Source organism: Roseburia sp. OM04-10BH (genome assembly GCF_003462605.1).
Taxonomy (GTDB): Bacteria; Bacillota; Clostridia; order Lachnospirales; family Lachnospiraceae; genus Roseburia_C; species Roseburia_C amylophila.
Window position 1 is genome coordinate 188,136 of record NZ_QTZI01000003.1, and the last position, 23,986, is coordinate 212,121.

Annotated in this window: 29 protein-coding genes and 1 pseudogene; 21 read left to right on the forward strand and 9 right to left on the reverse strand. The window is 37.8% G+C overall.

Annotated elements, in window-relative coordinates; translation table 11 throughout:
- From DXB43_RS04760 to DXB43_RS04810, 11 genes are all read left to right on the forward strand, one after another.
- Complete coding sequence (locus DXB43_RS04760) at nt 1–1,017, forward strand: rod shape-determining protein (RefSeq protein WP_022243806.1); 1,017 nt, start codon at nt 1–3, stop codon at nt 1,015–1,017.
- Between the two features lie 9 nt (nt 1,018–1,026).
- Nucleotides 1,027–1,884, forward strand: coding sequence for a rod shape-determining protein MreC (gene mreC, locus DXB43_RS04765; RefSeq protein WP_117946949.1), 858 nt, complete (start codon nt 1,027–1,029; stop codon nt 1,882–1,884).
- Nucleotides 1,884–2,402 (forward strand): rod shape-determining protein MreD, encoded by a 519-nt coding sequence (gene mreD, locus DXB43_RS04770; RefSeq protein WP_117946950.1) that lies wholly within the window; start codon nt 1,884–1,886, stop codon nt 2,400–2,402. The genes mreC and mreD overlap by 1 nt, the downstream gene beginning before the upstream one ends.
- Nucleotides 2,395–5,256, forward strand: coding sequence for a penicillin-binding transpeptidase domain-containing protein (locus tag DXB43_RS04775; protein WP_117946951.1), 2,862 nt, complete (start codon nt 2,395–2,397; stop codon nt 5,254–5,256). The genes mreD and DXB43_RS04775 overlap by 8 nt, the downstream gene beginning before the upstream one ends.
- An 18-nt stretch (nt 5,257–5,274) precedes the next feature.
- Nucleotides 5,275–5,952, forward strand: a complete 678-nt coding sequence (gene minC / locus DXB43_RS04780) for a septum site-determining protein MinC (RefSeq protein ID WP_022243810.1) — start codon at nt 5,275–5,277, stop codon at nt 5,950–5,952.
- A 22-nt stretch (nt 5,953–5,974) separates the two neighbouring features.
- Nucleotides 5,975–6,766 (forward strand): septum site-determining protein MinD, encoded by a 792-nt coding sequence (minD, locus tag DXB43_RS04785; RefSeq protein WP_022243811.1) that lies wholly within the window; start codon nt 5,975–5,977, stop codon nt 6,764–6,766.
- A 13-nt stretch (nt 6,767–6,779) separates the two neighbouring features.
- Nucleotides 6,780–7,055 (forward strand): cell division topological specificity factor MinE, encoded by a 276-nt coding sequence (gene minE, locus DXB43_RS04790; RefSeq protein ID WP_022243812.1) that lies wholly within the window; start codon nt 6,780–6,782, stop codon nt 7,053–7,055.
- A 27-nt stretch (nt 7,056–7,082) separates the two neighbouring features.
- Nucleotides 7,083–8,195, forward strand: coding sequence for an FtsW/RodA/SpoVE family cell cycle protein (locus DXB43_RS04795; protein ID WP_117946952.1), 1,113 nt, complete (start codon nt 7,083–7,085; stop codon nt 8,193–8,195).
- Between the two features lie 4 nt (nt 8,196–8,199).
- A complete protein-coding gene (locus DXB43_RS04800) occupies nt 8,200–8,595 on the forward strand; it encodes a methylglyoxal synthase (protein ID WP_022243814.1) in 396 nt (131 codons plus the stop codon).
- Nucleotides 8,579–9,571 carry a D-alanyl-D-alanine carboxypeptidase family protein gene (locus DXB43_RS04805; protein WP_022243815.1) on the forward strand — a complete coding sequence of 331 codons (993 nt, stop codon included), beginning with the start codon at nt 8,579–8,581 and terminating at the stop codon, nt 9,569–9,571. Before DXB43_RS04800 ends, DXB43_RS04805 begins: the two co-directional genes overlap by 17 nt.
- 82 nt (nt 9,572–9,653) lie before the next feature.
- Complete coding sequence (locus DXB43_RS04810) at nt 9,654–10,073, forward strand: hypothetical protein (protein ID WP_022243816.1); 420 nt, start codon at nt 9,654–9,656, stop codon at nt 10,071–10,073.
- Between the two features lie 65 nt (nt 10,074–10,138).
- On the opposite strand, the gene DXB43_RS04815 is transcribed toward DXB43_RS04810, so the two are convergent.
- Nucleotides 10,139–10,351 (reverse strand): DUF378 domain-containing protein, encoded by a 213-nt coding sequence (locus DXB43_RS04815; protein ID WP_022243817.1) that lies wholly within the window; start codon nt 10,349–10,351, stop codon nt 10,139–10,141.
- Between the two features lie 91 nt (nt 10,352–10,442).
- Here DXB43_RS04815 and DXB43_RS04820 point away from each other — a divergent pair, with 91 nt between their 5' ends.
- The 7 genes from DXB43_RS04820 (at nt 10,443) to DXB43_RS04850 (ending at nt 16,231) form a co-directional block, all read left to right on the forward strand.
- On the forward strand, nt 10,443–11,819 hold the full coding sequence (locus DXB43_RS04820; RefSeq protein WP_117946953.1) for an HlyD family efflux transporter periplasmic adaptor subunit: 1,377 nt from the start codon (nt 10,443–10,445) through the stop codon (nt 11,817–11,819).
- Between the two features lie 59 nt (nt 11,820–11,878).
- Nucleotides 11,879–12,571, forward strand: coding sequence for a YggS family pyridoxal phosphate-dependent enzyme (locus DXB43_RS04825; protein ID WP_117946954.1), 693 nt, complete (start codon nt 11,879–11,881; stop codon nt 12,569–12,571).
- Nucleotides 12,572–12,590: 19 nt separating this feature from the next.
- Complete coding sequence (locus tag DXB43_RS04830; protein ID WP_022243820.1) at nt 12,591–13,112, forward strand: cell division protein SepF; 522 nt, start codon at nt 12,591–12,593, stop codon at nt 13,110–13,112.
- Nucleotides 13,113–13,148: 36 nt separating this feature from the next.
- Nucleotides 13,149–13,901, forward strand: a complete 753-nt coding sequence (locus DXB43_RS04835) for a YlmH family RNA-binding protein (RefSeq protein WP_117946955.1) — start codon at nt 13,149–13,151, stop codon at nt 13,899–13,901.
- A 62-nt stretch (nt 13,902–13,963) separates the two neighbouring features.
- A complete protein-coding gene (gene lspA / locus DXB43_RS04840; RefSeq protein WP_117946956.1) occupies nt 13,964–14,485 on the forward strand; it encodes a signal peptidase II in 522 nt (173 codons plus the stop codon).
- 15 nt (nt 14,486–14,500) lie between these two features.
- Nucleotides 14,501–15,421: an RluA family pseudouridine synthase gene (locus DXB43_RS04845; protein WP_117946957.1), complete on the forward strand. Its 921-nt coding sequence runs from the start codon at nt 14,501–14,503 to the stop codon at nt 15,419–15,421.
- Nucleotides 15,422–15,601: 180 nt separating this feature from the next.
- Nucleotides 15,602–16,231: a cytidylate kinase-like family protein gene (locus DXB43_RS04850; protein ID WP_117946958.1), complete on the forward strand. Its 630-nt coding sequence runs from the start codon at nt 15,602–15,604 to the stop codon at nt 16,229–16,231.
- A 291-nt stretch (nt 16,232–16,522) separates the two neighbouring features.
- Here the strand turns inward: DXB43_RS04850 and dtd are convergent, their stop codons facing one another.
- Nucleotides 16,523–16,972 carry a D-aminoacyl-tRNA deacylase gene (dtd, locus tag DXB43_RS04855; RefSeq protein WP_117946959.1) on the reverse strand — a complete coding sequence of 150 codons (450 nt, stop codon included), beginning with the start codon at nt 16,970–16,972 and terminating at the stop codon, nt 16,523–16,525.
- Nucleotides 16,973–17,088: 116 nt separating this feature from the next.
- On the opposite strand from dtd, the gene DXB43_RS04860 reads away from it, so the two are divergent.
- Together DXB43_RS04860 and DXB43_RS04865 are read left to right on the forward strand one after the other, a co-directional pair.
- Nucleotides 17,089–17,817: a tRNA lysidine(34) synthetase gene (locus tag DXB43_RS04860; protein WP_117841059.1), complete on the forward strand. Its 729-nt coding sequence runs from the start codon at nt 17,089–17,091 to the stop codon at nt 17,815–17,817.
- Complete coding sequence (locus DXB43_RS04865) at nt 17,810–18,859, forward strand: tyrosine-type recombinase/integrase (protein WP_117946960.1); 1,050 nt, start codon at nt 17,810–17,812, stop codon at nt 18,857–18,859. The genes DXB43_RS04860 and DXB43_RS04865 overlap by 8 nt, the downstream gene beginning before the upstream one ends.
- A gap of 137 nt (nt 18,860–18,996) precedes the next feature.
- Here DXB43_RS04865 and DXB43_RS04870 read toward each other — a convergent pair whose 3' ends face one another.
- The 3 genes from DXB43_RS04870 to yneA all read right to left on the reverse strand — a co-directional run bounded on the left by DXB43_RS04870 (nt 18,997) and on the right by yneA (nt 21,160).
- The gene (locus DXB43_RS04870; RefSeq protein ID WP_022243828.1) at nt 18,997–19,710 is read right to left on the reverse strand and encodes a lysophospholipid acyltransferase family protein; all 714 of its coding nucleotides are present in this window, start codon (nt 19,708–19,710) and stop codon (nt 18,997–18,999) included.
- Nucleotides 19,711–19,839: 129 nt separating this feature from the next.
- Nucleotides 19,840–20,457 carry an SGNH/GDSL hydrolase family protein gene (locus DXB43_RS04875; protein ID WP_022243829.1) on the reverse strand — a complete coding sequence of 206 codons (618 nt, stop codon included), beginning with the start codon at nt 20,455–20,457 and terminating at the stop codon, nt 19,840–19,842.
- Between the two features lie 226 nt (nt 20,458–20,683).
- Nucleotides 20,684–21,160, reverse strand: coding sequence for a cell division suppressor protein YneA (gene yneA / locus DXB43_RS04880; RefSeq protein WP_117946961.1), 477 nt, complete (start codon nt 21,158–21,160; stop codon nt 20,684–20,686).
- 165 nt (nt 21,161–21,325) lie between these two features.
- Between yneA and lexA the strand changes: the two genes are divergently transcribed.
- Entirely contained in the window at nt 21,326–21,943 is a 618-nt protein-coding gene (gene lexA / locus DXB43_RS04885; RefSeq protein WP_022243831.1) for a transcriptional repressor LexA, read from the forward strand.
- A 154-nt stretch (nt 21,944–22,097) separates the two neighbouring features.
- Here lexA and rsfS read toward each other — a convergent pair whose 3' ends face one another.
- The 4 genes and pseudogenes from rsfS to yhbY form a co-directional block, all read right to left on the reverse strand.
- Nucleotides 22,098–22,451 carry a ribosome silencing factor gene (gene rsfS, locus DXB43_RS04890; protein WP_022243832.1) on the reverse strand — a complete coding sequence of 118 codons (354 nt, stop codon included), beginning with the start codon at nt 22,449–22,451 and terminating at the stop codon, nt 22,098–22,100.
- Nucleotides 22,444–23,028, reverse strand: coding sequence for a bis(5'-nucleosyl)-tetraphosphatase (symmetrical) YqeK (gene yqeK / locus DXB43_RS15755; RefSeq protein ID WP_242997800.1), 585 nt, complete (start codon nt 23,026–23,028; stop codon nt 22,444–22,446). Before yqeK ends, rsfS begins: the two co-directional genes overlap by 8 nt.
- 30 nt (nt 23,029–23,058) lie before the next feature.
- Nucleotides 23,059–23,646 (reverse strand): annotated as a pseudogene (nadD, locus tag DXB43_RS15760) (nicotinate-nucleotide adenylyltransferase); the annotation flags it as partial.
- Between the two features lie 45 nt (nt 23,647–23,691).
- Entirely contained in the window at nt 23,692–23,985 is a 294-nt protein-coding gene (yhbY, locus tag DXB43_RS04900; protein WP_117946962.1) for a ribosome assembly RNA-binding protein YhbY, read from the reverse strand.
- Between the last annotated feature and the right edge of the window lies 1 nt (nt 23,986).

Genomic DNA, 23,986 nt, shown 5'->3' on the forward strand with positions numbered 1-23,986 from the left:
ATGTCGAATAACATTTATGGAATTGATCTTGGAACCTCTAATATGAAGGTATATTGCAAGGCAACTGGGAAAATACTAAATGAAAAAAATACGATTGCCATCATAAATAAGAATCAGATGTATGCTTATGGTGATGCAGCGTATGCAATGTATGAGAAGGCACCGGAGCAGATTCAGGTTTCTTTTCCGATTATCTGTGGTGTTATTGCAGATTTTAATAATATGCAGACCATGATACAGGAATTTTTAGAAAAACACGCAAAGGGCAAGACCCGTGGTGCAGAATTTATCGTTGCGGTACCAACAGATATTACGGAAGTTGAGAAAAAAGCTTTCTTTGATATCTTTTATAAGAGCAAAATGAAACCGAAGTCTGTCCTTTTATGTGAGAAGCCATTGGCTGATGCTGTTGGTTTGGGACTTGATGTCAATGAGCCGACCGGAGCCATGATTGTAGATATCGGAGCAGATACCACAGAAATTTCAGTAATTTCCCTGGGTGGACTTGTATTAAGTGACTTACTGCATTTTGGTGGAAACCGCATTGATGACTCCATCAGCAGTTACATCAAAAAGAACTTTAATCTTGTGATTGGACGCAAAACTGCTAAGACTTTAAAAGAAGAACTTGGTTCCGGTACACCTGGCATGGAAAAGAGTATGGTTATAGTTGGCCGTGACGTAGTCAGTGGTCTGCCGATTGAGATGGAGATTACTGCAGAAGTCATTTATGCTGCAATTAAGGATAATCTTAATTCTATCTGTAACTCTATTAAAATGATTTTGGAGAAGACTCCGCCTGAACTTGCAAAAGATATTATTCATTCCGGTATTTATATTACCGGTGGCGGTTCTAAAATACATAATCTGGATAAATTATTTACTGAGATTACCAATATAAAGGTAAATTCCTGCGAGAATCCGGAAGAATGTGCAGTTCGTGGATTGAATAAGATTGTTTCAGATGAAAAATATAAACATTTAGGATTCAGTATGAAGTCCAAAATATATAAATAGAGGCATAAAATGAGACGTAGACCAAAACATCAAATTCCAACAAAGTATATATTATTGTCCATGACCGCATTATGTATTCTGGCAATGTATGTCAGTTTTTCATTGAATCTTGGTGGCGGACCGTTGAATTCGATTGCCGGTGCAATTTTTGAACCAATGCAGAAGGGAATCAATTATGCTGGTACATGGCTTTCTGACAAGGCAGATAATTTAAAAAATCTGAATGACGTCATGGAAGAAAACGAACAGTTGAAGGGACAGGTAGAAGAACTGACCAACGAATTAAACACCATTAAATTAGAACAGTATGAACTGGATAATTTAAGGGAACTGTTAGCTTTAGACCAGCAGTATTCGGATTACAAGAAAACCGGAGCAAATGTTATCGGAAAGGATCCAGGCAACTGGTTTTCCGTTTTCACCATTGACAAAGGCTCCAAAGATGGAATTGAAGTAGATATGAATGTTATTGCCGGAAACGGACTGGTAGGAATTGTTATCGATGTGGGACCGCATTATGCAAAGGTGCGTTCTGTGATTGATGATTCTGCCAAGGTATACGGCATGATATTAAATACGTCAGATAACTGTATTATAAATGGTAATCTTCAGAGTATGAATGAAGACCAGGTAATCGAGTTCTCCGGATTAAACGACAGCGAAAACAAGGTTCAGATAGGAGATCAGATTGTAACCTCCAATGTCAGTGATAAATATCTGCAGGGCATTCTGGTGGGATATGTCAGCAGTATTTCGGAAGATTCCAACCACCTGACCAAATCAGGAACCATTACTCCGGCAGTTGACTTTGAACATCTTCAGCAGGTTTTGGTAATACTTGATAAAAAGGAAACGGGGTCTGATTGATGAGAAGAAAAATCACCGTTACATTAATTATTGTTGTATGCTTTTTATTGCAAAGCACATTATTTAAGGCGTTATCCTTTGCGTCTATTTCCCCGAATCTTTTGATTGTGGTCTGTGCATCTTTTGGATTTATGCGCGGAAGAAAAGAAGGGATATTTATCGGTTTCTTCAGTGGACTGCTGATAGATATCTTTTTTGGGGAGATGATTGGATTTTATGCCCTTTTATATATGTATGCAGGCTTCTTAAACGGATGCTTTAAGAAGATGTTTTACCCGGACGATATTAAGCTTCCAATGCTTTTGATTGCCGGAAGTGATTTATCTTATAATCTGTTTATCTACTTTTTCCGGTTTTTATTCCGCAAGCAGTTTGCAATTGGATATTATATGTTACACATTATCATACCGGAACTTGTATACACGCTTTTGATTTCTGTGGTTTTATATTTCATTATTTTGAAAATTAACCAGCGGTTAGAGCGTATTGAAAAAAGGAGTGCAGCGAAATTTGTTTGATACACTGAAAGAAATACTTCATAAAGTTGCAAAATCAAGAATATTTGTACTCTGCGTTGTCATGATTCTTTTGTCATCGACTTTGATAGGCAGACTATTTTACCTTCAGATTATCAAAGGTGAAGAGTATCAGGATAATTACAGTTTAAAAATCCAGAAACCACGTATCTTAAATGGTTCCCGTGGCAATATTTATGACCGTAATGGTAATCTTTTAGCCTACAACGAACTGGCAAACAGCGTAACCATTGAGGATAATGGTTCTTATGACAAGACTTCAGAAAAGAATGAGGCTCTTAATACAGAACTTTACAATATTATCAAAGAGCTGGATAAAAACGGCGATGTCATTGAAAATGATTTTGAAATCGGACTGGATGATGACGGGAACTATTATTATACGGTAGAGGGAACCACATTAAAGCGTTTCCTTGCTGACACTTATGGACATTCTTCTGCGGATGATTTAGCCTATAATAAGAAGCTGAAATATAACGAAGCAGAAGCAACCCCAAAGCAGGTAATGGATTACCTTTGCAGATCCAGTAAACAGAATGGCTATGATTTATCAGAAGATGATTATGCCAGAGAAGACTTATACCGGATTGTGGTATTGCGTTGTGCCATTGCAGAAAACAGCTATCAGAAATACATTTCCACAACCATTGCCCAAAATGTTAGTGATGAAACCGTAGCATATATTACAGAAAATATGAATGCATTGCAGGGTGTGGATATCTCGGAAGATACCATCCGAAAATATGTAGACAGCAAGTATTTTTCCCATATTATCGGATATACCGGAAAGATTTCCCAGGAAGAATATGATGAATTATCTGCTGATAATGATGAGTATTCTTTAAATGATGTCATTGGAAAATCCGGAATTGAGCAGGTTATGGACGAAACACTACAGGGCAAAAAGGGCAGTGAAACCGTTTATGTCGACAGTCTCGGAAAAGTAATGGAGACAACCGAACGGATTGAGCCACAGGCCGGAAATGACGTTTATCTTTCTATTGATAAAGATTTGCAGGAAGCGGTTTATAATCTTTTGGAACAGGAAATTGCCGGAATTTTATATTCTAAAATTGTGAATATCAAAGAATATAATACCGCAGCCGGAACAGCGTCCGATATTCTGATTCCAATTGATGATGTGTATTTTGCATTGATTAATAATAATGTATTGGATTTAAACCACTTTAGTACTGAAGATGCTTCCGATGTGGAAAAACAGATTTTCAGTGCCTTTGGAAGTAAACAGCAAACAGTATTAACCCAGGTGGAAAGCAGCCTTAGCAGTTCAGCAGCAACTCCAGTGGATGAGTTGCCTGAGGAAATGCAGAATTATATGACCTATATTCCGAAAATGCTGGTCAATAATAAAATTTTGCTTACAGATTCCATTGACAAATCGGATGAAACCTATAAAAATTATGCAGGTAATAAAATCAGTGTAAATGAATATTTAAATTATGCCATCAGCCAGAAATGGATTGATATCACGAAGTTTTCCGTAGACGAGAAGTATTCTGATTCTTCCGAAATCTATGATGCACTGGTCAGCTATATTGTAGAAGAACTGGCATCAGATAAGGGATTTTCAAAGATTATGTATAAGTACATGATTCACGATGACCTGATTAATGGAACGCAGCTTTGTCTTGCACTTTTTGACCAAAAAGTGTTAAACTATGATGACACGGCAGTAAGCGGGTTACAGTCCGGCAGCATCAGTGCCTTTAATTTTATAAAAGAAAAGGTGAAGAATCTTGAGATTACACCGGCACAGCTTGCACTGGATCCTTGTTCCGGCTCCTGTGTCATTACAGATGTAAAGACCGGCGAACTGTTGGCCTGTGTTACTTATCCGGGCTATGATACCAACCGTCTGGCAAATACAGTAGACAGTAATTATTATAATTTGCTGTATCAGGATTTATCAAATCCGTTCTATAATAATGCAACACAGCAGACGACGGCACCTGGTTCTACCTTTAAGATGGTTACTGCAACAGCAGGACTTACTGAGGGTATTATTTCACCTGGTACAACTATTTTGGATAAAGGACAGTTTGAAGAAGTGGCAAATGGACCAAAATGTTGGATTTATCCAAGCAGTCACGGTTCCATCAATGTTTCAGAGGCATTAAGAGATTCCTGTAACTATTTCTTTTATAAAGTTGGTTACGATTTAAGTATGGTAAATGGAACTTATAATGAAGACCATGGTGTGGAAATGATTAATAAATACTCATCCATGTATGGTCTTGATTCTAAAACCGGAATTGAAATTGCAGAAAGTAAACCGAAGCAGACCACAGAGTTCCCGATTACTTCTGCAATCGGACAGAGTAACAACAGTTTTACTACGGTACAGTTATCCCGTTATGTAACTGCAGTTGCAAACAGTGGAACCGTATATAATTATACCCTGTTAAAACAGGTTACAGATTCCGATGGTAACGTATTAGAAACCTATGAACCGACCGTAAAGAACACGATGGACAACATTTCAGAGAGTACCTGGGATGCCATTCATTCCGGTATGAAGATGGTGGTAGAAACCCATGAGCAGTTTGATGGACTTACTGTGGATTCTGCCGGTAAAACGGGTACCGCACAGCAGGTACCAACCAGACCAAACCATGCGTTATATGTAGGATATGCACCATATAATGATCCTGAGATTTCCATTGCAACCCGTATTGCATACGGATATACATCAGCCAATACTGCAGAACTTGCTGCATCAGTATATAAATATTATTTCCATTTGGAGGATACATCTACCTTGTTAGATGGTCAGGCAGAAGATGTTGGAGCTGCTGCCAATGCCTTTAATGATTAAATGTCAGGAGGGAAGTATATGTCGCAACCAGTTGTTTTAAAGAGTAATCCCCATGGAATCAATCTGATTTTAGATGATAGAATTCCATTTCAGGAGCTATTAGACGAGATACTTCATAAATTTAAAGAATCCGACAAATTCTTTAAAAATGCCAGAATTGCCTTGTCTTTTGAGGGCAGGGAATTAAGTCAGGAAGAAGAACTTGCAATCGTTGATTTGATCAGTCGAAATACCAGCATTGATGTGGTATGTATTTTAGATAATAATTCCCTGCGGGATGAAATCTGTGCCCGAAAGATTCAGGAATTTGATGAAAGTCAGTCTGGAAGAACCGGTGAATTCTATAAGGGAACACTGCGAAGTGGACAGGTCATTGAATGTAAGACAAGCATTGTTGTACTTGGCGATGTGAACCCAGGTGCAAAAATTATTGCAAAAGGAAATATTGTGGTATTAGGCTCGCTTCGTGGCAATGCCTATGCTGGAGCGGCAGGAGATGAGCATACCTTTGTAGCTGCCCTTGATATGGACCCGGTACAGATTAAAATAGGTAATGTAATTGGAAGAAGCTCTGACCGCGGACCACTGAGTGCCATTAAGAACCGGCGGAAGACTTTAGAACCGCAGGTAGCTGTTGTTATGGATGATTCCATACTAATCGAACCGATTACAAGTGGATTATTAATGAATATATAAGATTTAGGAGGAAGAATAAATCATGAGCGAAGTAATTGTTATTACATCAGGAAAAGGCGGTGTTGGTAAGACAACAACTACTGCAAATGTAGGAACCGGTCTTGCACAGTTAAATAAAAAAGTAGTATTGATTGATACCGATATCGGATTACGTAACCTTGATGTAGTTATGGGTCTTGAGAACCGTATTGTATACAATCTGGTAGATGTTGTAGAAGGCAACTGCAGAATCAAACAGGCATTAATCAAAGATAAGAAATATCCGAACCTTTTCTTATTACCGTCTGCCCAGACCAGAGATAAAACCTCTGTTACACCGGAGCAGATGCAGAAATTAGTAGAAGAATTAAGAGAAGAATTTGATTACATATTATTAGACTGCCCGGCTGGAATCGAACAGGGATTTAAAAATGCAATTGCAGGAGCAGACCGTGCACTGGTTGTTACCACACCGGAGGTATCTGCAATCCGTGATGCAGACCGTATCATTGGTCTTTTAGAAGCAAATGAGATTAAGAAAATCGAGTTAATCGTAAATCGACTGCGTATGGATATGGTAAAACGTGGCGATATGATGTCCATTGAAGATGTTCATGAGATTCTTGCTATCGATTTAATCGGTGCAGTTCCGGATGACGAACAGATTGTAATCTCAACCAACCAGGGTGAGCCGTTAGTAGGCTCTGACAGCCTTGCAGGACAGGCATATTTAAATATCTGTAAACGTATCATGGGAGAAGAAGTACCGCTTCTTGACTTAGAGTCTAAAAATGGCGTATGGTCTAAATTCGTAAGTTTATTTAAGAAAAACTAGGGGGATAATAATTATGGGATTCATGGATTTTTTTAAGAAAAAGAATTCCGGTAATGTAGCGAAAGACCGTCTGAAATTATTGTTGATTTCAGACCGTGCTGACTGCTCACCGGATGTAATGGAAAATATCAAAAACGATATTATCCAGGTAATATCAAAGTATATGGAAATTGATGCGGAAGGGCTTGATATTCAGATTACCCAGACCGAATCAGATGGTAACAACGGAACTGTTCCGGCATTGTTTGCAAATATTCCGATTAAGGATTTGAAGCATTCCGGAAAATAACTGACTTCAGATTGGATGTAGTGATTTATGTTAAAACAATACCGCTTAAGAGACTACCGTTTCCGACTGGTATTTTATGTGGTGGCACTGACCATCATTGGAATTATGGTAGTTGGCAGTGCAAAGCCTTCCGTACAGAATAAGCAGATTGCAGGATTAATCTTAGGTCTGATTGTAATGGTTGGTATATCGCTGATTGATTACAATTTTATATTGAAATTCAGTTGGATATTCTATTTTGTTAATGTGGCTTTATTGGCAGCTATCTTTGTCATTGGAGAAAAGACAAAAGGAGCGCGCCGCTGGCTGAAGCTTGGAATCCGCTTTCAGCCTTCCGAATTAGGCAAAATCCTGTTAGTTTTGTTTTTTGCCTATTATCTAAGCAAAAATAAAGATAAACTGAATAATATCCGGACGCTGTTTTGCACGCTGGTATTGGCAGCAGTACCGCTTCTTCTGATTTTTAAGGAGCCGGATCTTTCTACCACAATTGTTACAGCATTAATTTTTGCATCCCTCTTGTTTATTGCCGGATTAAGTTATAAAATAGTAATGGGTGTGCTGGCAGTGGCGGTTCCGTCACTGGTTGTGGTCTTAACGCTGGTATTACAGCCGGGGCAGAAACTTTTGACAGGAAATCAGGCACTTCGTATTTTAGGCTGGCTGGAACCCGATAAATATCCTAACATTGCATATCAGCAGCAGAACTCGATTATGGCAGTGGGCTCCGGACAACTCTGGGGCAAGGGACTTAATAATACGAATATTGTTTCTGTTAAAAACGGTAACTTTATATCAGAACCACAGACAGACTTTATTTTTTCTATAGTAGGTGAAGAGATGGGCTTTATCGGCAGTATTATTATTATCGTATTACTGTTTCTTATTACCATAGAATGTCTGTTGGTTGCAAGACGTGCAAAAGACATGGCAGGCCGGTTGATTGCCAGCGGAATTGCTGCATTGATTGGTTTCCAGAGTTTTGTAAATATATGCGTTGTCACAGGCTTGATGCCAAATACCGGACTTCCACTTCCTTTTGTAAGCTATGGATTAACATCGTTAGTCACGCTGTTTGCGGGAATTGGTCTGGTACTGAATGTAGGGCTTCAGCCTAGAAAATATGGACAGGGGGACTAAACGAATGAATATCGGTTTGATTGCACACGACGCGAAGAAAAAGCTTATGCAGAATTTTTGTATTGCATACCGGGGAATTCTTTGTAAAAATGAACTTTTTGCAACGGGAACTACCGGAAGACTAATTGAGGAAGTAGCAAATCTGAATGTCCACAAATATCTCGCAGGTCATTTAGGCGGTGCACAGCAGCTTGGTGCACAGATTGAGCATAACGAGATTGACCTTGTGATTTTCCTGCGTGATCCATTATCACAGAAGTCACATGAGCCGGATGTAAACAGTGTTGTTCGTTTATGCGATATACACAATATTCCGCTGGCAACAAATCTTGCTACTGCAGAGCTTTTGATTAAATCATTAGACAGAGGAGACCTTGAGTGGCGTGAAATGTATAAATAAACGTGTACTGGCAGGTCTGCTTGTTGTATGTGTGTTCGTATCTGTAACGGGTTGTGGGAAAGCCAAAAGCGTTGTAGAGAATGGCTATCCGGTATATGGAGAAAGCAGCAGCGTAAATGTGCTATCCGGTGCAGAGGATACGGTCAGCTCTTATTTTGGTGCCAATTTATGTGTTGGCGGAACTGAAAATATCGGGCAGGAATCCGTAGAACATAACAGTGTGGCAGAGGCCGCCGGAGTATTTAACACGGCAACTAATACAATTACATATGCCCAGAATATATATGAGCGGATGTATCCGGCCAGTACAACAAAGATACTGACCGCTTATCTTGCTATCAAATATGGAAATCTCAGTGATGTGGTAACAATCAGTGACAATGCCGTAAATCTGGCGTCTGATTCTTCTAAATGCGGATTGCAGGCGGGAGACCAGATGACTTTACAGGATTTACTTTATGGTCTGATGCTGCGAAGCGGAAATGATGCAGCCATTGCAATTGCAGAACATATTTCCGGTTCCGTAGAAGCTTTTGTGGATTTGATGAATCAGGAAGCACAGCAACTTGGTGCAACCGGTTCTCATTTTATGAATCCAAATGGACTGCCGGATGAGAATCATTATACAACCGTTTATGATTTGTATCTGATTTTCCAAAAGGCATTACAGGACGAGACCTTTTACCAGCTGATTTCTACCAGCTCCTATACCACCAATTATACAGCGGCAGATGGCAGTGCTAAGACCCAGGACTGGAGCAGTACCAATCAGTATAAAACCGGTGAATCCAAATTACCGGATGGATTTACACTGGTGGGCGGTAAGACAGGAACCACCGGGGACGCAGGATTCTGTCTTGTGTTACTTACGGATAATGCCGGTGGACAACCGGTGATATCCATTGTATTAAAGGCAGACTGTAAATCCAATCTGTATCTTATGATGAATGAAATACTTGCCGGATGTGGTAACTAGGCATTGTATAAAGCTGCAACATATTATATAATGAATTTATATAGTTCTTCATTGAAGAAAATAATGTCTGGGAGGAAATGCGATGATTGAAATAATTGCAGGAGAAAAGGGTAAAGGAAAGACAAAAGTATTACTGGATAAGGTAAATGAAGCTGTAAAAACAGTCTGTGGCAACATTGTATATCTGGATAAGAGCCAGAAACATATGTATGAGCTGGACAATAAAGTCAGACTTGTCAATGTTGCAGATTTTCCAATATCCAATTGTGATGAGTTTTTAGGTTTTATATGTGGTATCGTTTCATCTGATCATGATTTACATGAGATGTATCTGGATAGTTTTCTTACGATTTCCGGTATGAAGGACGAAGAATTTACCCATGCTATTGAAAAACTTGATGTCATCAGTGAGAAGTATAAAGTTAAATTTATTTTAAGTATTTCTATGGATGCTTCAAAACTTCCAGAATGTGCAAAAGCAAAAGTAGTTGCAGCACTTTAAAAATGCCTGAATTGGCAGTAAAAGCGGTGTCTTAAGTCCTTAAAATGCTTAAGACACCTTTTTTACTAAGCCTGTTCGATAGAGCGGATTCGTCCGTAGGCAGAAAGCAGATAAAGACCGCTGATTCCGACAAGTGCATAGATAATGCGGGAAAGCCAGCTCATATTACCAAACAGAAATGCCACCAGGTCAAATCGGAAGAATCCGATGAGTCCCCAGTTGATGGCTCCAATGATTACAAGTGTTAGTAATGTATAATCTAATCCTTTTGAACTCATAGCCAAAGTCCTCCTTTACTATGTAGTATGGTGCAAAGTGGATGACATTATACATCAATTTCTATTTATTCTTTATAAAGGCGGAACGATTGTGGCTGAAACAAAAAAGATTGTAAAGTATCGAAAACCATTTCATTTAAATATAGAGATTGTCATTTTTGTCATTATTCTTGTATATATTCTTTTTTATGTATTTTCTTATTTCACTGAAAAACACATTGGAATATATGAAGTGACCCAGGGTACAATTGCCGAGAATAATACTTATACCGGATTGATTGTAAGGTCAGAAAGTGTTTATACTTCCGACTATAGTGGTACCTTTAATTATTACATTGCAGACAATGCCCAGGCTGGCTGGAACAATATTATCTGTTCTGTGGATGAGACAGGCTCTGTCAGTGATCAGTTGGCGGCTGCAGCTGCTTCAGATACCACGGGGCTTGACAGTGATTATTTTAAAAATCTGAAGTCCAATGTATCACAGTTTACCCAGTCCTATGATTCATTATCTTTTTATCATGTATATGATTTTAAAGAAAATGTAAGCTCCCAGGTCATGGAATCGGTAAATATGAGTGCATTATCCGATTTGACAGCATCCGGGGCAACGGCAAGTGATACCTTCCATATCAGTTATGCCCAGACTCCGGGGCTGATTGCTTATTATACCGATGGCTATGAAAATATCACGACAGATAATTTTACGGCAGATGATATTCAGCCGCTGGATTATAAGAAGACAACCATTAAAAATAACAGTACGATTGCTGCAGGTGACCCGATTTATAAGCAGATTACCAGTGAAAACTGGAATATCATTCTTCCGGTCAAGAAAGCAACCTATGACCGGTTAACAGACAGCAATGTTATTGAAATCAAATTTAAAAAAGACAATACGAGCTGCTGGGTGAATTATGAATTAAAAACCCAGGGGAATGATTATTATGTGATATTATCTCTGCATAATAACATGGTTCGCTTTGCAGGAGACCGTTTTACCGATGTGGAATTACTGCTGACAGAGCGGAGTGGACTTAAGATCCCAAATTCTTCCATCACGGAAAAGGCTTTCTATACTGTTCCGAAGGAATATTTTACCCGTGGAGGCGATTCTAACTCCTTAGGCTTATATGTAAGGGACAATAAGACCAATGCTGTTAATTTCGTTGCAACAGCTATTTTCCAGGAATCCGAAACGGATTATTATATTGACGAAGAAGAAATTACTGCCGGCAGTATCATTCAAAAGCCGGATTCCAACGATACTTTTGAGGTGCAGGCGCAGTCCACACTTCAGGGTGTATACAATGTCAACAAGGGATATGCGGTATTCAAGCAGATTGATATTTTGTATCAGAATGAAGAATATACCATTGTAAAGGCTGGAACAGATTTTGGAATCTCCATTTATGATCACATTGCATTAGAGGGCGATGCTGTTTCCGAGGATGATCTGATTAATTAATATTGTTAAAAAAGTAACATTATCATAAAATGATATCATGAGATTAAGAGGTGTATAAAATGCTGAAAGAAAACTTAAAAGAAGTGCAGGAAAATATTTTAAAGGCATGTGAAAAGTCCGGAAGGAATCCGGAAGATGTAACATTGATTGCTGTCAGCAAGACCAAGCCGGTACCAATGCTGCAGGAAATTTACGATGAAAACATCCGTGACTTTGGGGAAAATAAAGTGCAGGAGCTGGTAGAAAAATATGATGAGCTTCCACAGGATATCAAATGGCATATGATTGGTCATTTACAGAGAAATAAAGTGAAATATATCGTTGATAAGGTCTGCCTGATTCATTCTGTAGATTCTTACCGTCTCGCTGAAGAAATTAATATTCAGGCAAAGAAGAAAAATATCACAGTTCCGATTCTTGTGGAAGTCAATATTGCTGAAGAAAGCAGCAAATTTGGTATTCATGCAGAGGATGCCATTGCACTGGTAGAACAGATTGCACAGCTTGAAAATGTACGGATAAAAGGACTTATGACCATTGCTCCGTTGGTAGAAAATCCAGAAGATAACCGTCAATATTTTCGGAATATCCGCCAATTATCTGTTGACATAGCCGCAAAAAACATTGATAATGTATCTATGAATGTCCTGTCCATGGGTATGACAGGAGATTATATGGTTGCCATTGAGGAAGGTGCTACAATGGTTCGTGTCGGTACCGGAATTTTTGGCGAAAGAAATTATAATAAATAAGTAGTTAGGAGAATGAACAATGGGTCTTTTTGATAAATTTATGGATGTTATGCGTTTGAACTCAGATGATGACGATGATGATTTCTATGATGACGATTATTATGATGAGGAGGAAGAAGAAAAGCCAAAGAAAAAGCTTTTCCATAAGCATGAGGAAGAGGATGACGATTTCGATGAGCCTGTTGTAAAGGAGAAACCAAAGGCAGTCAGCAAGATTACTCCAATGCGCAGCAGCCGGAAGCAGAATGGTAATATGGCAGTCTGTGTGATTAAGCCAACCTCTTTTGAGGATGCAAGAGAGATTACTGAGACTCTTCTTATGAACCGTACCGTTGTATTGAATGTAGAGGGTCTGGATGTTGAGATTGCCCAGAGAATTATTGACTTTACCTCTGGTTCCTGTTATGCAATCAATGGAAATTTGCAGAAGATATCCAATTATATCTTTATTATTACACCGGAATCTGTTGATATTTCAGGTGACTTCCAGGAGATTTTAGACAGCTTCTCCGGTTCGTCCATTCAGACAGATTTTCGTTAATAGTATTACAATCAAAATATATGATGTGATATAGCTATGATGCAGGATGAACAATTAATAAAAAAACGCTTCCTGGACTTGTTCCAGCAGGCACAACGCAAGGGGATTGTCTGTTTCAGCGATTTTCTTACCCTGAATGAACAGAATATCTTAAATAGCTGCGCCGGATCATTGGGAATTACCTATGAATTATCGGGCGGCTGTTTTTATGCAGAGCGTCAGATAGCAGCTTTTCTTCCTGATGCTCTTTATTATGAATGGAGTTATCCGATTAAATGTATTGAAATTGCACCGGCTTATCCGAAATTTGCAGATACAATTTCCCACCGGGATGTATTGGGAGCATTGATGAATCTTGGCATTGCAAGAGAGAAGCTTGGAGACATTCTGATAAAGGATAATAAGGCTTACCTTTTTGTAAAAAGGGAAATTGCCGATTACATAGCCGAGGAACTTCAACAGGTATGTCATACTATAGTACATTGTGTTTTAGAAGAACCATCAGCTATTGCAGTGGAGCCAGAATTAAAAGAATTCGAAAAAATTGTGGCATCGAATCGCTTAGATAGTGTGATAGCTGCCATGAGTGGAAAATCAAGAAGCCAGTCGGTTGTGCTGATACAATCCGGTAAAATTTTTATCAATGGTGCAGAGTGTTTACATAACACATACTTATGTAAACAAAATGATGTGATTTCCATCCGCGGAACCGGAAAATTTATTTTTGATGGGGAAATTGGCACCACAAAGAAAAGTAAGATGAAAATCCGTTTCCGGCAGTATGTTTGATTAATGATGAAAATCCACTTCCGGCAGTATGTTTCATAAAAAAGACGAAAGGCGATAGATTTATGAATAAGAAAATTATGTATATAATTACTATATTGAGTACAGCAGTATTGCTTTTTCTCGACCAGATAGCAAAATATTTAGCCGTGCTTCATCTCAAAGGACAGGCTGCAATTCCAATTATTAAGAACGTTTTTGAATTGCAGTATCTTGAAAATCAGGGGGCAGCCTTTGGTATTATGCAGGGGAAGAAAACTTTTTTTGTGATTGGAACATTGATTTTCCTTGTAATAGTGGTAATTCTTTATCATAATATTCCACTGGCGAAAAGATTTACACCAATCCGCATTGTTGCTGTACTGATTGTTGCCGGTGCTATTGGAAATATGATTGACCGTGTTGTACACCAGTATGTCATTGATTTCTTTTATTTTAAGCTAATTAATTTCCCAATTTTTAATGTTGCAGATATTTATGTGGTAGTAGCATGTATTCTCTTTATTCTGCTGATGCTGTTTTATTATAAGGAAGAGGAATTAGGTCAGATTTTCCCATTTATGAAGAGCAAAAAAGTAGAAGAGTAGGGGGAAATTTCTTTTATGCATAATGAAACTTTTGAAGTTACGGATGAATATGAAGAGGAACGTCTGGATAAGTTTCTGGCTGCTATCTACCCGGAACAGTCCAGAAGTTTCTTTCAGAAGCTGATAAAAGACGGGCTGGTATTGGTCAATGATGTGCCACAATCAAAAGCAAATTATCGGATGCATATAGAAGATATGGTTTCTGTGACCATACCAGATGCGGTAAAGACAACCATTTTACCAGAAGCTATTCCATTAGACATCTTGTATGAAGATGATGATGTAATTATCGTTAATAAACCCAAAGATATGGTTGTACATCCATGTCCCGGACATTACAGCGGAACGCTTGTAAATGCAATCATGTACCATTGCAGGGAAAATCTTTCCGGAATCAATGGTGAAATCCGGCCAGGCATCGTTCATCGAATTGATAAGGATACCACCGGTTCACTGATTATATGCAAAAATGACCAGAGCCATCGTCTGATTGCAGAACAGATTAAAGTGCATTCCGTTAACCGGCTGTATCGTGGCATTGTAAAAGGAATTGTAAAAGAAGATTCCGGCATCATTGAAGGCGCAATCGGACGTCATCCAAAAGACCGTAAGAAAATGGCAATTAATGAACGAAATGGGAAACCGGCAATTACCCATTACCGTGTTATAGAACGTCTAAAAGATGCAACTTATATGGAATTCAAACTGGAAACGGGACGTACCCATCAGATTCGTGTTCACATGGCAAGTATTGGTCATCCCTTACTGGGCGATACCGTATATGGCAGTCTGAAGAATCCATATCATCTGCAAGGACAGACCCTTCATGCTTATATCATTGGATTTGTGCATCCGACAACCGGAGAATATGTTGAGTTTAAAGCACCTATTCCGGAATATTTTGAAGATCTTTTAAATAAATTGAGGAAGAATTAATTCAGGATTCTTCTTCAATTTTTTATGCTTTCTCCGGTATTATTTTCGGTAATATTTAGTGTTTGGCTGTTTTCAATTTTAAAAAATTCTATTTATTTTCAGAAAATACTAGGAATAGTGCACTAAATATGTTATAATTCATTTATCAAGTTATATATTTTGCATAAAGAGGTGATTACTATGGGAAATAATGTTGTTATAACCATCGGACGTGAATTTGGAAGTGGCGGAAGAGAAATTGGCAAGAAAGTTGCAGATCGTCTCGGCATAAAGTTTTATGATAAAGAGCTTTTACAGGAAGCTGCAAAAGAAAGCGGTTTCTGCCGTGAAATTTTTGAAAATCAGGACGAAAAGCCAACGAACAGTTTCTTATATTCTTTAGTTATGGATACATATTCCATAAATGGCTATTCATCCGCACCGTTTTTAGATATGCCGTTAAATCACAAGGTATTTTTAGCACAGTTTGAAACAATTAAGAAAATTGCTGAAAAAGAATCCTGTGTCATTGTTGGTCGTTGTGCCGACTATGCACTGGCAGAAAATCCAAACTGCATCAATGTATTTATTCATGCTGACAAGGAATTCCGGATACAACGTGTTGCTGCGGAGTTGCAGGTAAATGAATCCAAAGCAAAGGATGCTATCCAGAAAAAGGATAAACAGCGTGCCAGTTACTACAATTACTATACCAGCAAGAAATGGGGCGATTCAAGAAGCTATCATCTGACCTTAGACAGCAGTGCTCTTGGCATTGATAAATGTGTAGAAATGATTTTGCAGTATCGTGCATTATATCTTATGAAATAAGAACAAAAAACGCATGAACTTTTAAAGTATTCCAAAAGAAACTTTAGGGTTCATGCACTTTTTATTTTTCATTCATAGTTTTTACTCATTTGCTATAAAGCCGGACTGCAAATGTGGCTATAAAAAGCTCTGAAACAGCCATAAGGGAATGCCTGTGTAAGTCAAAGGTATTTTTATGCGTGCGTCGGTGCTAACCGGCTTAAAATGGCAGCATTTATTCGTAAAAGCTGTGTTTTGCGAATAGATACTTCACTACCACTATATATACCATATTAACGCACAAAGCAGACTTTACATCAAGTCTTTTGAATCTAATATAATTGTAAATGGACCGTCATTCAGCAAAGTTATCTTCATATCAGCTCCAAAGGAACCAGTTTGTACGTCCGGAACTTCGTCACGACATTTTTCAATGATATATTCATATAATTCGTTGGCTTTTTCTGGATTACCTGCATTTACAAAGGACGGTCGATTTCCCTTACGGCAATCTGCATATAATGTAAATTGTGAAACTAACAAGAGGGATCCATTTACATCCTTTAGACTTAAATTTGTCTTGCCATTCTCATCTGCAAAAATCCTTAATCCCAATAGCTTTTTAACTAATTTATCTGCAATTTCTTCATTATCATCCTCAGCAATTCCGATTAATACCAGGTAGCCATTCTGAATGGAACCAATAATTTTCTGTTCAACTTCAACTTTGGCATGTGTAACACGCTGTATTACGAATTTCATTCTTCTAAAATTCCTTTCATTACATATTCTTATCCTATTATATATGTAAAGACATAGATTTTCCAGTAGTTTTCATGTATAATGTATTCGTAAAACACAAAACTTGGAGGCTATTCATGAAACTTCAAAAATTATATAGTTATACCAGAAAGGCGATGGATGATTTTCAGATGATTAAGGAAAATGATTCTATTGCGGTTGGTATTTCCGGAGGAAAAGACAGTCTTACGCTGCTATATGCCCTGGCTGGTCTACGCAGATTTTATCCGGTGCACTACTCTCTTACTGCCATAACAGTTGATTTAGGATATCCGGATTTTGATTTAACAGAAATCAAAGCATTGTGTCAGAAGCTGGATGTGCCATATCATATTATTCCAACACAGATTGGGGCAATTATAAAAGAGCAGAACAAAAAGAATAGCCCCTGCTCTCTTTGTGCAAAGCTTCGTAAAGGAGCATTGAATCATGCTGTCATTGAGCTTGGCTGCAACAAGGTTGCTTATGCTCATCATAAAGATGATATCATAGAAACGATGCTGCTTTCTCTTATGTTTGAAGGAAGATTTTATGCATTTCCACCGGTTACACATCTCGACCGTAGCAATCTCGATGTTATCCGGCCACTGATGTATGTTCCAGAAGTCGATGTAATTGGTTTTAAAAATCATTACAATCTTCCTGTTGTTAAAAATCCATGTACATTTGATGGAAAAACAAAGCGTCAGTATGCCAAGGATTTATTACAACAGCTTAATAAAGATCATCCTGGTGTAAAGAACCGTTTATTTACAGCAATTATAAATGGGAATATTCCAGACTGGAGGCAATTATCCAATGAATGAAAAGGCATATTATGAATCAGTAAATACAAAAAATGAATTAAAGTTACGTGAACTTCAGAAGGAGCTGCCCCCCTTCTGCCGAGAGTTTTTTATCGGAATGAAGGCGTCTGTTTCGTCCCGGACCCTATTGGCTTATGCATATGATTTAGGTATATTTTTTGATTTTATACATCAGAATAATCCCATTTGTGCGAAAAAGCCGGTAAATGAATTCACTATCGATTTGTTAGACCAGATTTCGCCTATGGATATTGAGGAATATCTTGATTATTTAAGGGTTTATGAAAAAGATGGTGTTGCGCATACCAATGATGAAAGAGGCATTTCACGTAAACTGGCAAGCTTACGAAGCTTTTATAATTACTATTTCTGTAAAGAAATGATAACAAAAAATCCTGCACAGCTTGTCCGGATGCCAAAAAAACACGAAAAAACCATAACGAGACTTGATGTAGATGAAGTTGCTATGCTGTTAGATGAAGTTGAATCTGGTGAAAAATTAACCGAACGCCAGCAAAAGTTTCATGAACAGACCAAATGTCGTGACCTTGCAATTATGACATTGCTTTTAGGAACAGGAATCCGTGTTTCTGAATGTGTGGGACTTGATATCACAGATGTAGACTTTCGTAACAACGGAATCAAAGTACATCGAAAAGGTGGTGCAGAAGTCGTTGTATACTTCGGTGATGAGGTTCGCACTGCTCTTTTGAATTATCTGGAAGAAAGAAATACCATTGAAGCTGTGGAAGGAAGCACCCATGCCCTCTTCCTTTCCATGCAGAAGAAACGAATCGGTGTCCGGGCAGTAGAAAATCTGGTAAAAAAATACTCAAAATTAATTACTACCATGAAGAATATTACACCGCATAAATTAAGAAGTACCTATGGAACGTCACTATATCGCGAAACAGGCGATATTTATCTGGTGGCTGATGTCTTAGGCCATAAAGATGTAAATACCACGAAAAAGCATTATGCGGCCTTAGAGGATGAACGTCGAAGAACTGCTCCAAAATATATTCATTTGCGGGATGAATAAAAATAAGCATTCTTATCATTATATTATAATTAATATTTTATAAGAAAAACAGTTTCCCTTCCGGTATTATAAAAGTAAAAATATATTTATAATCACCAGAAGGGAAACTGTTTTAATATAAAATAATAAAAGGAATCTTATAAAATACTTGATATCTTATCCTGAATCCGCTGTTTTACTAATTCGGCAATTTCTTTGGATTTCATATCTTTATACTCTTCGTAATAAATCGGCTCCAAATAATGAACCTGTGTAGTAATTGGCCACAGATAAAAACTGTTAAAGACTTTGTAGGAATCAATCAGCGCAATTGGTACAATTGGTACATGTGCTTTTATTGCAGATTTAAAACTACCCGCTTTAAAATCACAGACACGATTACGGTTATTGAATTCGTAACCACCTTCCGGAAAAAGAATGTATTTCTTTCCGTTCTTTACATCTTCTGAAACTTCGGTAATAATTTTCAAAGCCTGACGGACATTATCTTTTATTAAACGCTTACCCTGAAGTAAGTCAACAAATTCACTTACCAGAATGGTATGGGATTTGGCTTCGTCCATAACAAGGGAACAAGGTTCCTTATGAGTGCTTATGATACCAAGAGCATCATATTTACCCTGATGATTCGGATACATAACATATCCACCTTCTTTTGGAAGATTTTCTTCGCCATAGGCTACAGTCTTGATTTTACCGGAACGCTTCATTAAATAAATGACATGACGAACCAGTTTATATCGTTCTTCTTCCGAATATTTTTCCGGATGATCTGCCCACTTTCTCATTTTCGGTATAATATATGGGGCCCGAAAAAGATTCATTAGAATAACATATATAAAACGTAACATTTTCTAACTCCTTGATATTTTAATCTTGTACTATGCGTAAAATAATACATAACTATTATACCACATTCCGAAAATTCGACAACTATTCTTTCTTTTCTGATAAATTTTTATTTTAAATTTCTTAGCATATTATGCTGCAATCACTTTAAGGACTGCTTCTGCCAGCTTCTGATGTCCCTCTTCATTTAAATGTTCTCTATCAGCACTGCTTGGTGCTGCAATATCAGATGCAGCAAGAAAATCGCAGTTGTATTTTAGGGCAATTCTTTGATAAACGGATTTTAATTTTTTAGATACTTCAACAGATTTTTGATTAAATTCAGGATCAAACTCCGGCTCCCAAACTCCTTCACCTAATTGGATTGGAGAAATTAACAAAATACGGGTATCTGAATCAATTTTCCGGATCTGTTTTAATAATTGTTCTATTCCAAGTCCAATTACTTCTGCTGATGCATTATATAAGCTTTTGCAGTCATTCGTTCCTAACATAAGAACAACCCGGTCAATTGGAGCGTGGCTTTCTAACAGTGTCGGAAGTAAGGCAGCCCCCTTCCGTCCCTCTCTTAGCTCATCTTCAAAGACGGTGGTTCTACCGCATAAACCTTCTTCTATAATACGATAACCTTTTTCATATAAATGTTGTTCTAAAAGACCTGTCCATCTGGTATCACGTCCATATCTCTCTTTTGTGCCAGGAATTAAACCGTAAGTATTTGAATCACCAAAGCATAATATTTCTTTCATAGTAAACCTCCATTTGTCTAAAATAATGTAATTTGATATATGTAGTTGAAAATAATACTTTTTCTAATTTCCTACTATATTAATATGGTTACTATGAAAAGTCAATATAAAATTAAAATAATATTTAAAATAACATTAAAACAAAATCTCTTCTTGTATATCTTATTTATCCAGAAAGGTATCTAATTTATCTAAAAACGTTCTGTGTTCTGTCATATCTGAAATCCTATTTAAATTCACTGGAAGAATAAGAAACAGTAAGGTACTCTCCCGCATGGATGGTATCACTGGTCAACTGGTTCATCTCTTTTACTTCTTCGATATAAGAGGCATAATCGGCATCATCATCTGCATATTGCTCTGCAATCGTCCAGAGAGTATCCCCTTTCTGTACTTCAATGCTGGTATAATATTTATAGGTATTTACCTCATTGGAAGCTTTGCTCTGTGAAGAAGCAAGCAGGTTGCTTCCTAAAATAACACCAAGGATGGTTAAAAGCACTGCCAGAAAAGAAATAATAAGATATCTTTGAATCTGGCACACATATGCTTTGTTTCTTCCTCCGTTTGCACGAATTGCCATCGTACGATTCGATGTATACTGAGTTCCATCCATATTTCTGCACCTGTTGTCCATTCTATTTCCCCTTCCGTAGTATTCTTTATATTCGTTGTATCCATATACTCTATTATCACGATTCATTGTTTCGTCTCCTTTCGAACGTCTGTTGCGAACATTTGTTTATATATGCATTATATATAGGGAACATTCGTTTGTCAAGAAGAAAAGCGAACAAATTTTCGGAATATGTGTTTGCTTTTTCTGTGAACATATGTTAGACTTAGAATATAAAAAGGAGGTAATGAGATGGCATACGGAAAAATCAGTTCAAAACAAAAGGAAATTCTTGAATATATTAAACAGGAAATTTTAAATAAAGGATACCCACCTGCTGTTCGTGAAATTTGTGAAGCAGTTAATCTGAAATCAACTTCTTCGGTTCATTCTCATCTGGAAACTCTTGAGAAGAATGGATATATCAGACGTGACCCTACGAAGCCAAGAGCAATTGAGATCATTGATGACAGCTTTAATTTAACCAGACGTGAGGTTGTTAATGTTCCTATGGTAGGAAGTGTTGCTGCAGGACAGCCGATTCTTGCAGTAGAAAATATTACCAGCTATTTTCCTATTCCGGCAGAGTTTATGCCAAATGCAGAAAGCTTTATGCTTCGAGTTAAGGGAGAAAGTATGATTAATGCAGGTATTTTCGATGGGGATAATGTTCTTGTAAAGCGTCAGTCTACTGCATCTAATGGTGATATTGTGGTTGCTCTTGTAGATGATTCTGCAACGGTTAAGACCTTTTATAAGGAGGATGGTTATTATCGTCTGCAGCCCGAAAATGATTCCATGGATCCAATTATTGTGAAAGAATGTTCTATTCTTGGAAAGGTATTCGGCGTATTCCGTTTCCTGGCTTAGCAATAATTTCAGGCTTATTATGTAAGTATATTTTAGAAAGAAGGCGCTACCATACAGACTGTGTTTGTACGATAGTGCCTTCCTGATATGCACATCTTATTATATAACTTTTTATATATACCTTTTCATAATATACTTCTTAACTATATATTTCTTAAAGTTCTTCCGGGTCAATATCTTTTCCATCTCTCCAGATGCGCTCTAAATCGTAGAAGAGACGATCTTCTTTTGAGAAGATATGAACGATAATATCACTGTAGTCCATCAGAATCCAGCTGGAACGCTGATTTCCTTCAATCTGTTTTGCATGATAACCGGCTTTATATAACTGTTCATCTACGCTGTCCTGCATAGCCTGTAACTGGTTGGCATTACTTCCACTGGCAATAATAAAATAATCTGCGATAACAGATATTTCACTGATATCAATAATACGGATATCTTCTGCCTTCTTTTCTGATAAAGCCTGATATGCAAGCTTCGCCATTTCTTTCGACTGTTTATTCATGAGAACCTCCTGTATAGTAATGATATGTTTCAATTGTCATTGGATCGATATTTTTATCATTTTTACTGCCGTTGAGATAATGAATGGTATCACTTAAAATCATTTTCAGTGCTTCATCTAAATCTTCAAAGGCTGTTTTTCTGATTTCTTTTAGGTTTGCTGCTTTATCCCGTTTTGGTTCGATATAATCAGCAATAAATACGATTTTATCCAGTGTATTCATTGCCGGTGCCCCGGTGGTATGAACAGAAATTGCATGAAGAATCTCTTCGTCCTCTACTTCATATAATACTCTGGCAAGAAATGCACCGACTTTAGCATGAAGTAAAAAAGGATTATCCTTTTCCACCTGCGTGACAGGAATGTTATTCTTCGCACAGATTTTTAATTTCTTTTCGTTTGGAATACATTTGGCACAATCGTGAAGCAGACCTGCAAGCTGAGCCTTTTCCATATCATAACCATTTGCCATGGCAAGACAGGCTGAAGTATACATGACCCCTAAAGTATGCTCATAACGGTCTTTATCCAATTCCTTTTTTAATGTTTTTTTTATCTTATTTAATCTTTCGTTCATTGGTGTCTGACCTTCATCCTCCTGATATAAACACTGATGGGCAATATATTCTTCCACTTCCGGTGTGACAAGGTAACGTATCGGTTCCCCTTTTGCTACCCGCTCCCGGATATTATGAGAAGAAACGGAAACATTTGGTGTGATAATCGGCCTTATATCTGCCGCATAGAGCCGCTTTAACTCTGCAGCCTTATTCTTTATCCGGTTCATATCCAAATCGTCTCTGATAGCAACTAAAAGCGTTGCAAGGCGGCAAATTTCTGCCGGTTCCATCCATTTATCCAGATAATCAAGGGAATCTGCTCCCATAATGAAATAGAGTTCCCAGTCCGGATAGGTCCGATGAAGCTCCTGCAGCGTCAGATACGTATAACTGGTACGGGCTGCATTAATCTCCATGGCTGAAAAATAAAAATCCGGATTATTTTTAATAGACAGGCGAATCATTTCCAGCCGGTGGGCAGACTGTTCAATCTCTTTATCATCCTTATGAGGCGAATGTCCCGTTGGAATAAAAAGAATCTGGTCTAAATGATATTGTGTTACCGCATTCTGTGCAATAATCAGATGCCCGATATGAATCGGATCAAAGGTTCCGCCAATAATTCCAATACGCACTTTTTTCAATCTTCTACCACCCTTCCAAGGTATAAAAGCTTTCGTTTATAACAATTCAATCTTTGGATGTTTCTTTGATTTACGGTAAAGAACGATTTTTTTACCAGTTACCGCAACCACCTGTGCATGCGTACGCTCTGCAATTATTTCGCCTAATTCGCGAGGATCATCTGCACAGTTTTTTAATACAGAAATCTTGATTAATTCCCGTTTTTCAATAGCATCATCTATTGCAGAAATAATTTCCGGTGTAAGAGATGCCTTTCCAATCTGGAAAATTGGATTTATCGTACTTGCCATTCCTCTTAAATGGGAACGCTGCTTACTCGTTAATTCCATA

Bases quoted from the DNA above. Each gene is read 5' to 3' on its own strand.
- rsfS (WP_022243832.1), bottom strand. From the start codon at position 22,451: ATGAATAAACAGTCGAAAGAAATGGCGAAGCTTGCATATCAGGCTTTA.
- yqeK (WP_242997800.1), bottom strand. From the start codon at position 23,028: ATGAACGAAAGATTAAATAAGATAAAAAAAACATTAAAAAAGGAATTG.
- lexA (WP_022243831.1), top strand. From the start codon at position 21,326: ATGGCATACGGAAAAATCAGTTCAAAACAAAAGGAAATTCTTGAATAT.
- DXB43_RS04875 (WP_022243829.1), bottom strand. From the start codon at position 20,457: ATGAAAGAAATATTATGCTTTGGTGATTCAAATACTTACGGTTTAATT.
- DXB43_RS04800 (WP_022243814.1), top strand. From the start codon at position 8,200: ATGAATATCGGTTTGATTGCACACGACGCGAAGAAAAAGCTTATGCAG.
- yhbY (WP_117946962.1), bottom strand. From the start codon at position 23,985: ATGGAATTAACGAGTAAGCAGCGTTCCCATTTAAGAGGAATGGCAAGT.
- DXB43_RS04810 (WP_022243816.1), top strand. From the start codon at position 9,654: ATGATTGAAATAATTGCAGGAGAAAAGGGTAAAGGAAAGACAAAAGTA.
- mreC (WP_117946949.1), top strand. From the start codon at position 1,027: ATGAGACGTAGACCAAAACATCAAATTCCAACAAAGTATATATTATTG.
- DXB43_RS04830 (WP_022243820.1), top strand. From the start codon at position 12,591: ATGGGTCTTTTTGATAAATTTATGGATGTTATGCGTTTGAACTCAGAT.
- minC (WP_022243810.1), top strand. From the start codon at position 5,275: ATGTCGCAACCAGTTGTTTTAAAGAGTAATCCCCATGGAATCAATCTG.
- DXB43_RS04860 (WP_117841059.1), top strand. From the start codon at position 17,089: ATGAAACTTCAAAAATTATATAGTTATACCAGAAAGGCGATGGATGAT.
- DXB43_RS04870 (WP_022243828.1), bottom strand. From the start codon at position 19,710: ATGTTACGTTTTATATATGTTATTCTAATGAATCTTTTTCGGGCCCCA.
- DXB43_RS04835 (WP_117946955.1), top strand. From the start codon at position 13,149: ATGATGCAGGATGAACAATTAATAAAAAAACGCTTCCTGGACTTGTTC.
- DXB43_RS04760 (WP_022243806.1), top strand. From the start codon at position 1: ATGTCGAATAACATTTATGGAATTGATCTTGGAACCTCTAATATGAAG.
- dtd (WP_117946959.1), bottom strand. From the start codon at position 16,972: ATGAAATTCGTAATACAGCGTGTTACACATGCCAAAGTTGAAGTTGAA.
- DXB43_RS04845 (WP_117946957.1), top strand. From the start codon at position 14,501: ATGCATAATGAAACTTTTGAAGTTACGGATGAATATGAAGAGGAACGT.
- DXB43_RS04825 (WP_117946954.1), top strand. From the start codon at position 11,879: ATGCTGAAAGAAAACTTAAAAGAAGTGCAGGAAAATATTTTAAAGGCA.
- minE (WP_022243812.1), top strand. From the start codon at position 6,780: ATGGGATTCATGGATTTTTTTAAGAAAAAGAATTCCGGTAATGTAGCG.
- minD (WP_022243811.1), top strand. From the start codon at position 5,975: ATGAGCGAAGTAATTGTTATTACATCAGGAAAAGGCGGTGTTGGTAAG.
- DXB43_RS04815 (WP_022243817.1), bottom strand. From the start codon at position 10,351: ATGAGTTCAAAAGGATTAGATTATACATTACTAACACTTGTAATCATT.
- yneA (WP_117946961.1), bottom strand. From the start codon at position 21,160: ATGAATCGTGATAATAGAGTATATGGATACAACGAATATAAAGAATAC.
- DXB43_RS04795 (WP_117946952.1), top strand. From the start codon at position 7,083: ATGTTAAAACAATACCGCTTAAGAGACTACCGTTTCCGACTGGTATTT.
- DXB43_RS04865 (WP_117946960.1), top strand. From the start codon at position 17,810: ATGAATGAAAAGGCATATTATGAATCAGTAAATACAAAAAATGAATTA.
- lspA (WP_117946956.1), top strand. From the start codon at position 13,964: ATGAATAAGAAAATTATGTATATAATTACTATATTGAGTACAGCAGTA.
- DXB43_RS04850 (WP_117946958.1), top strand. From the start codon at position 15,602: ATGGGAAATAATGTTGTTATAACCATCGGACGTGAATTTGGAAGTGGC.
- mreD (WP_117946950.1), top strand. From the start codon at position 1,884: ATGAGAAGAAAAATCACCGTTACATTAATTATTGTTGTATGCTTTTTA.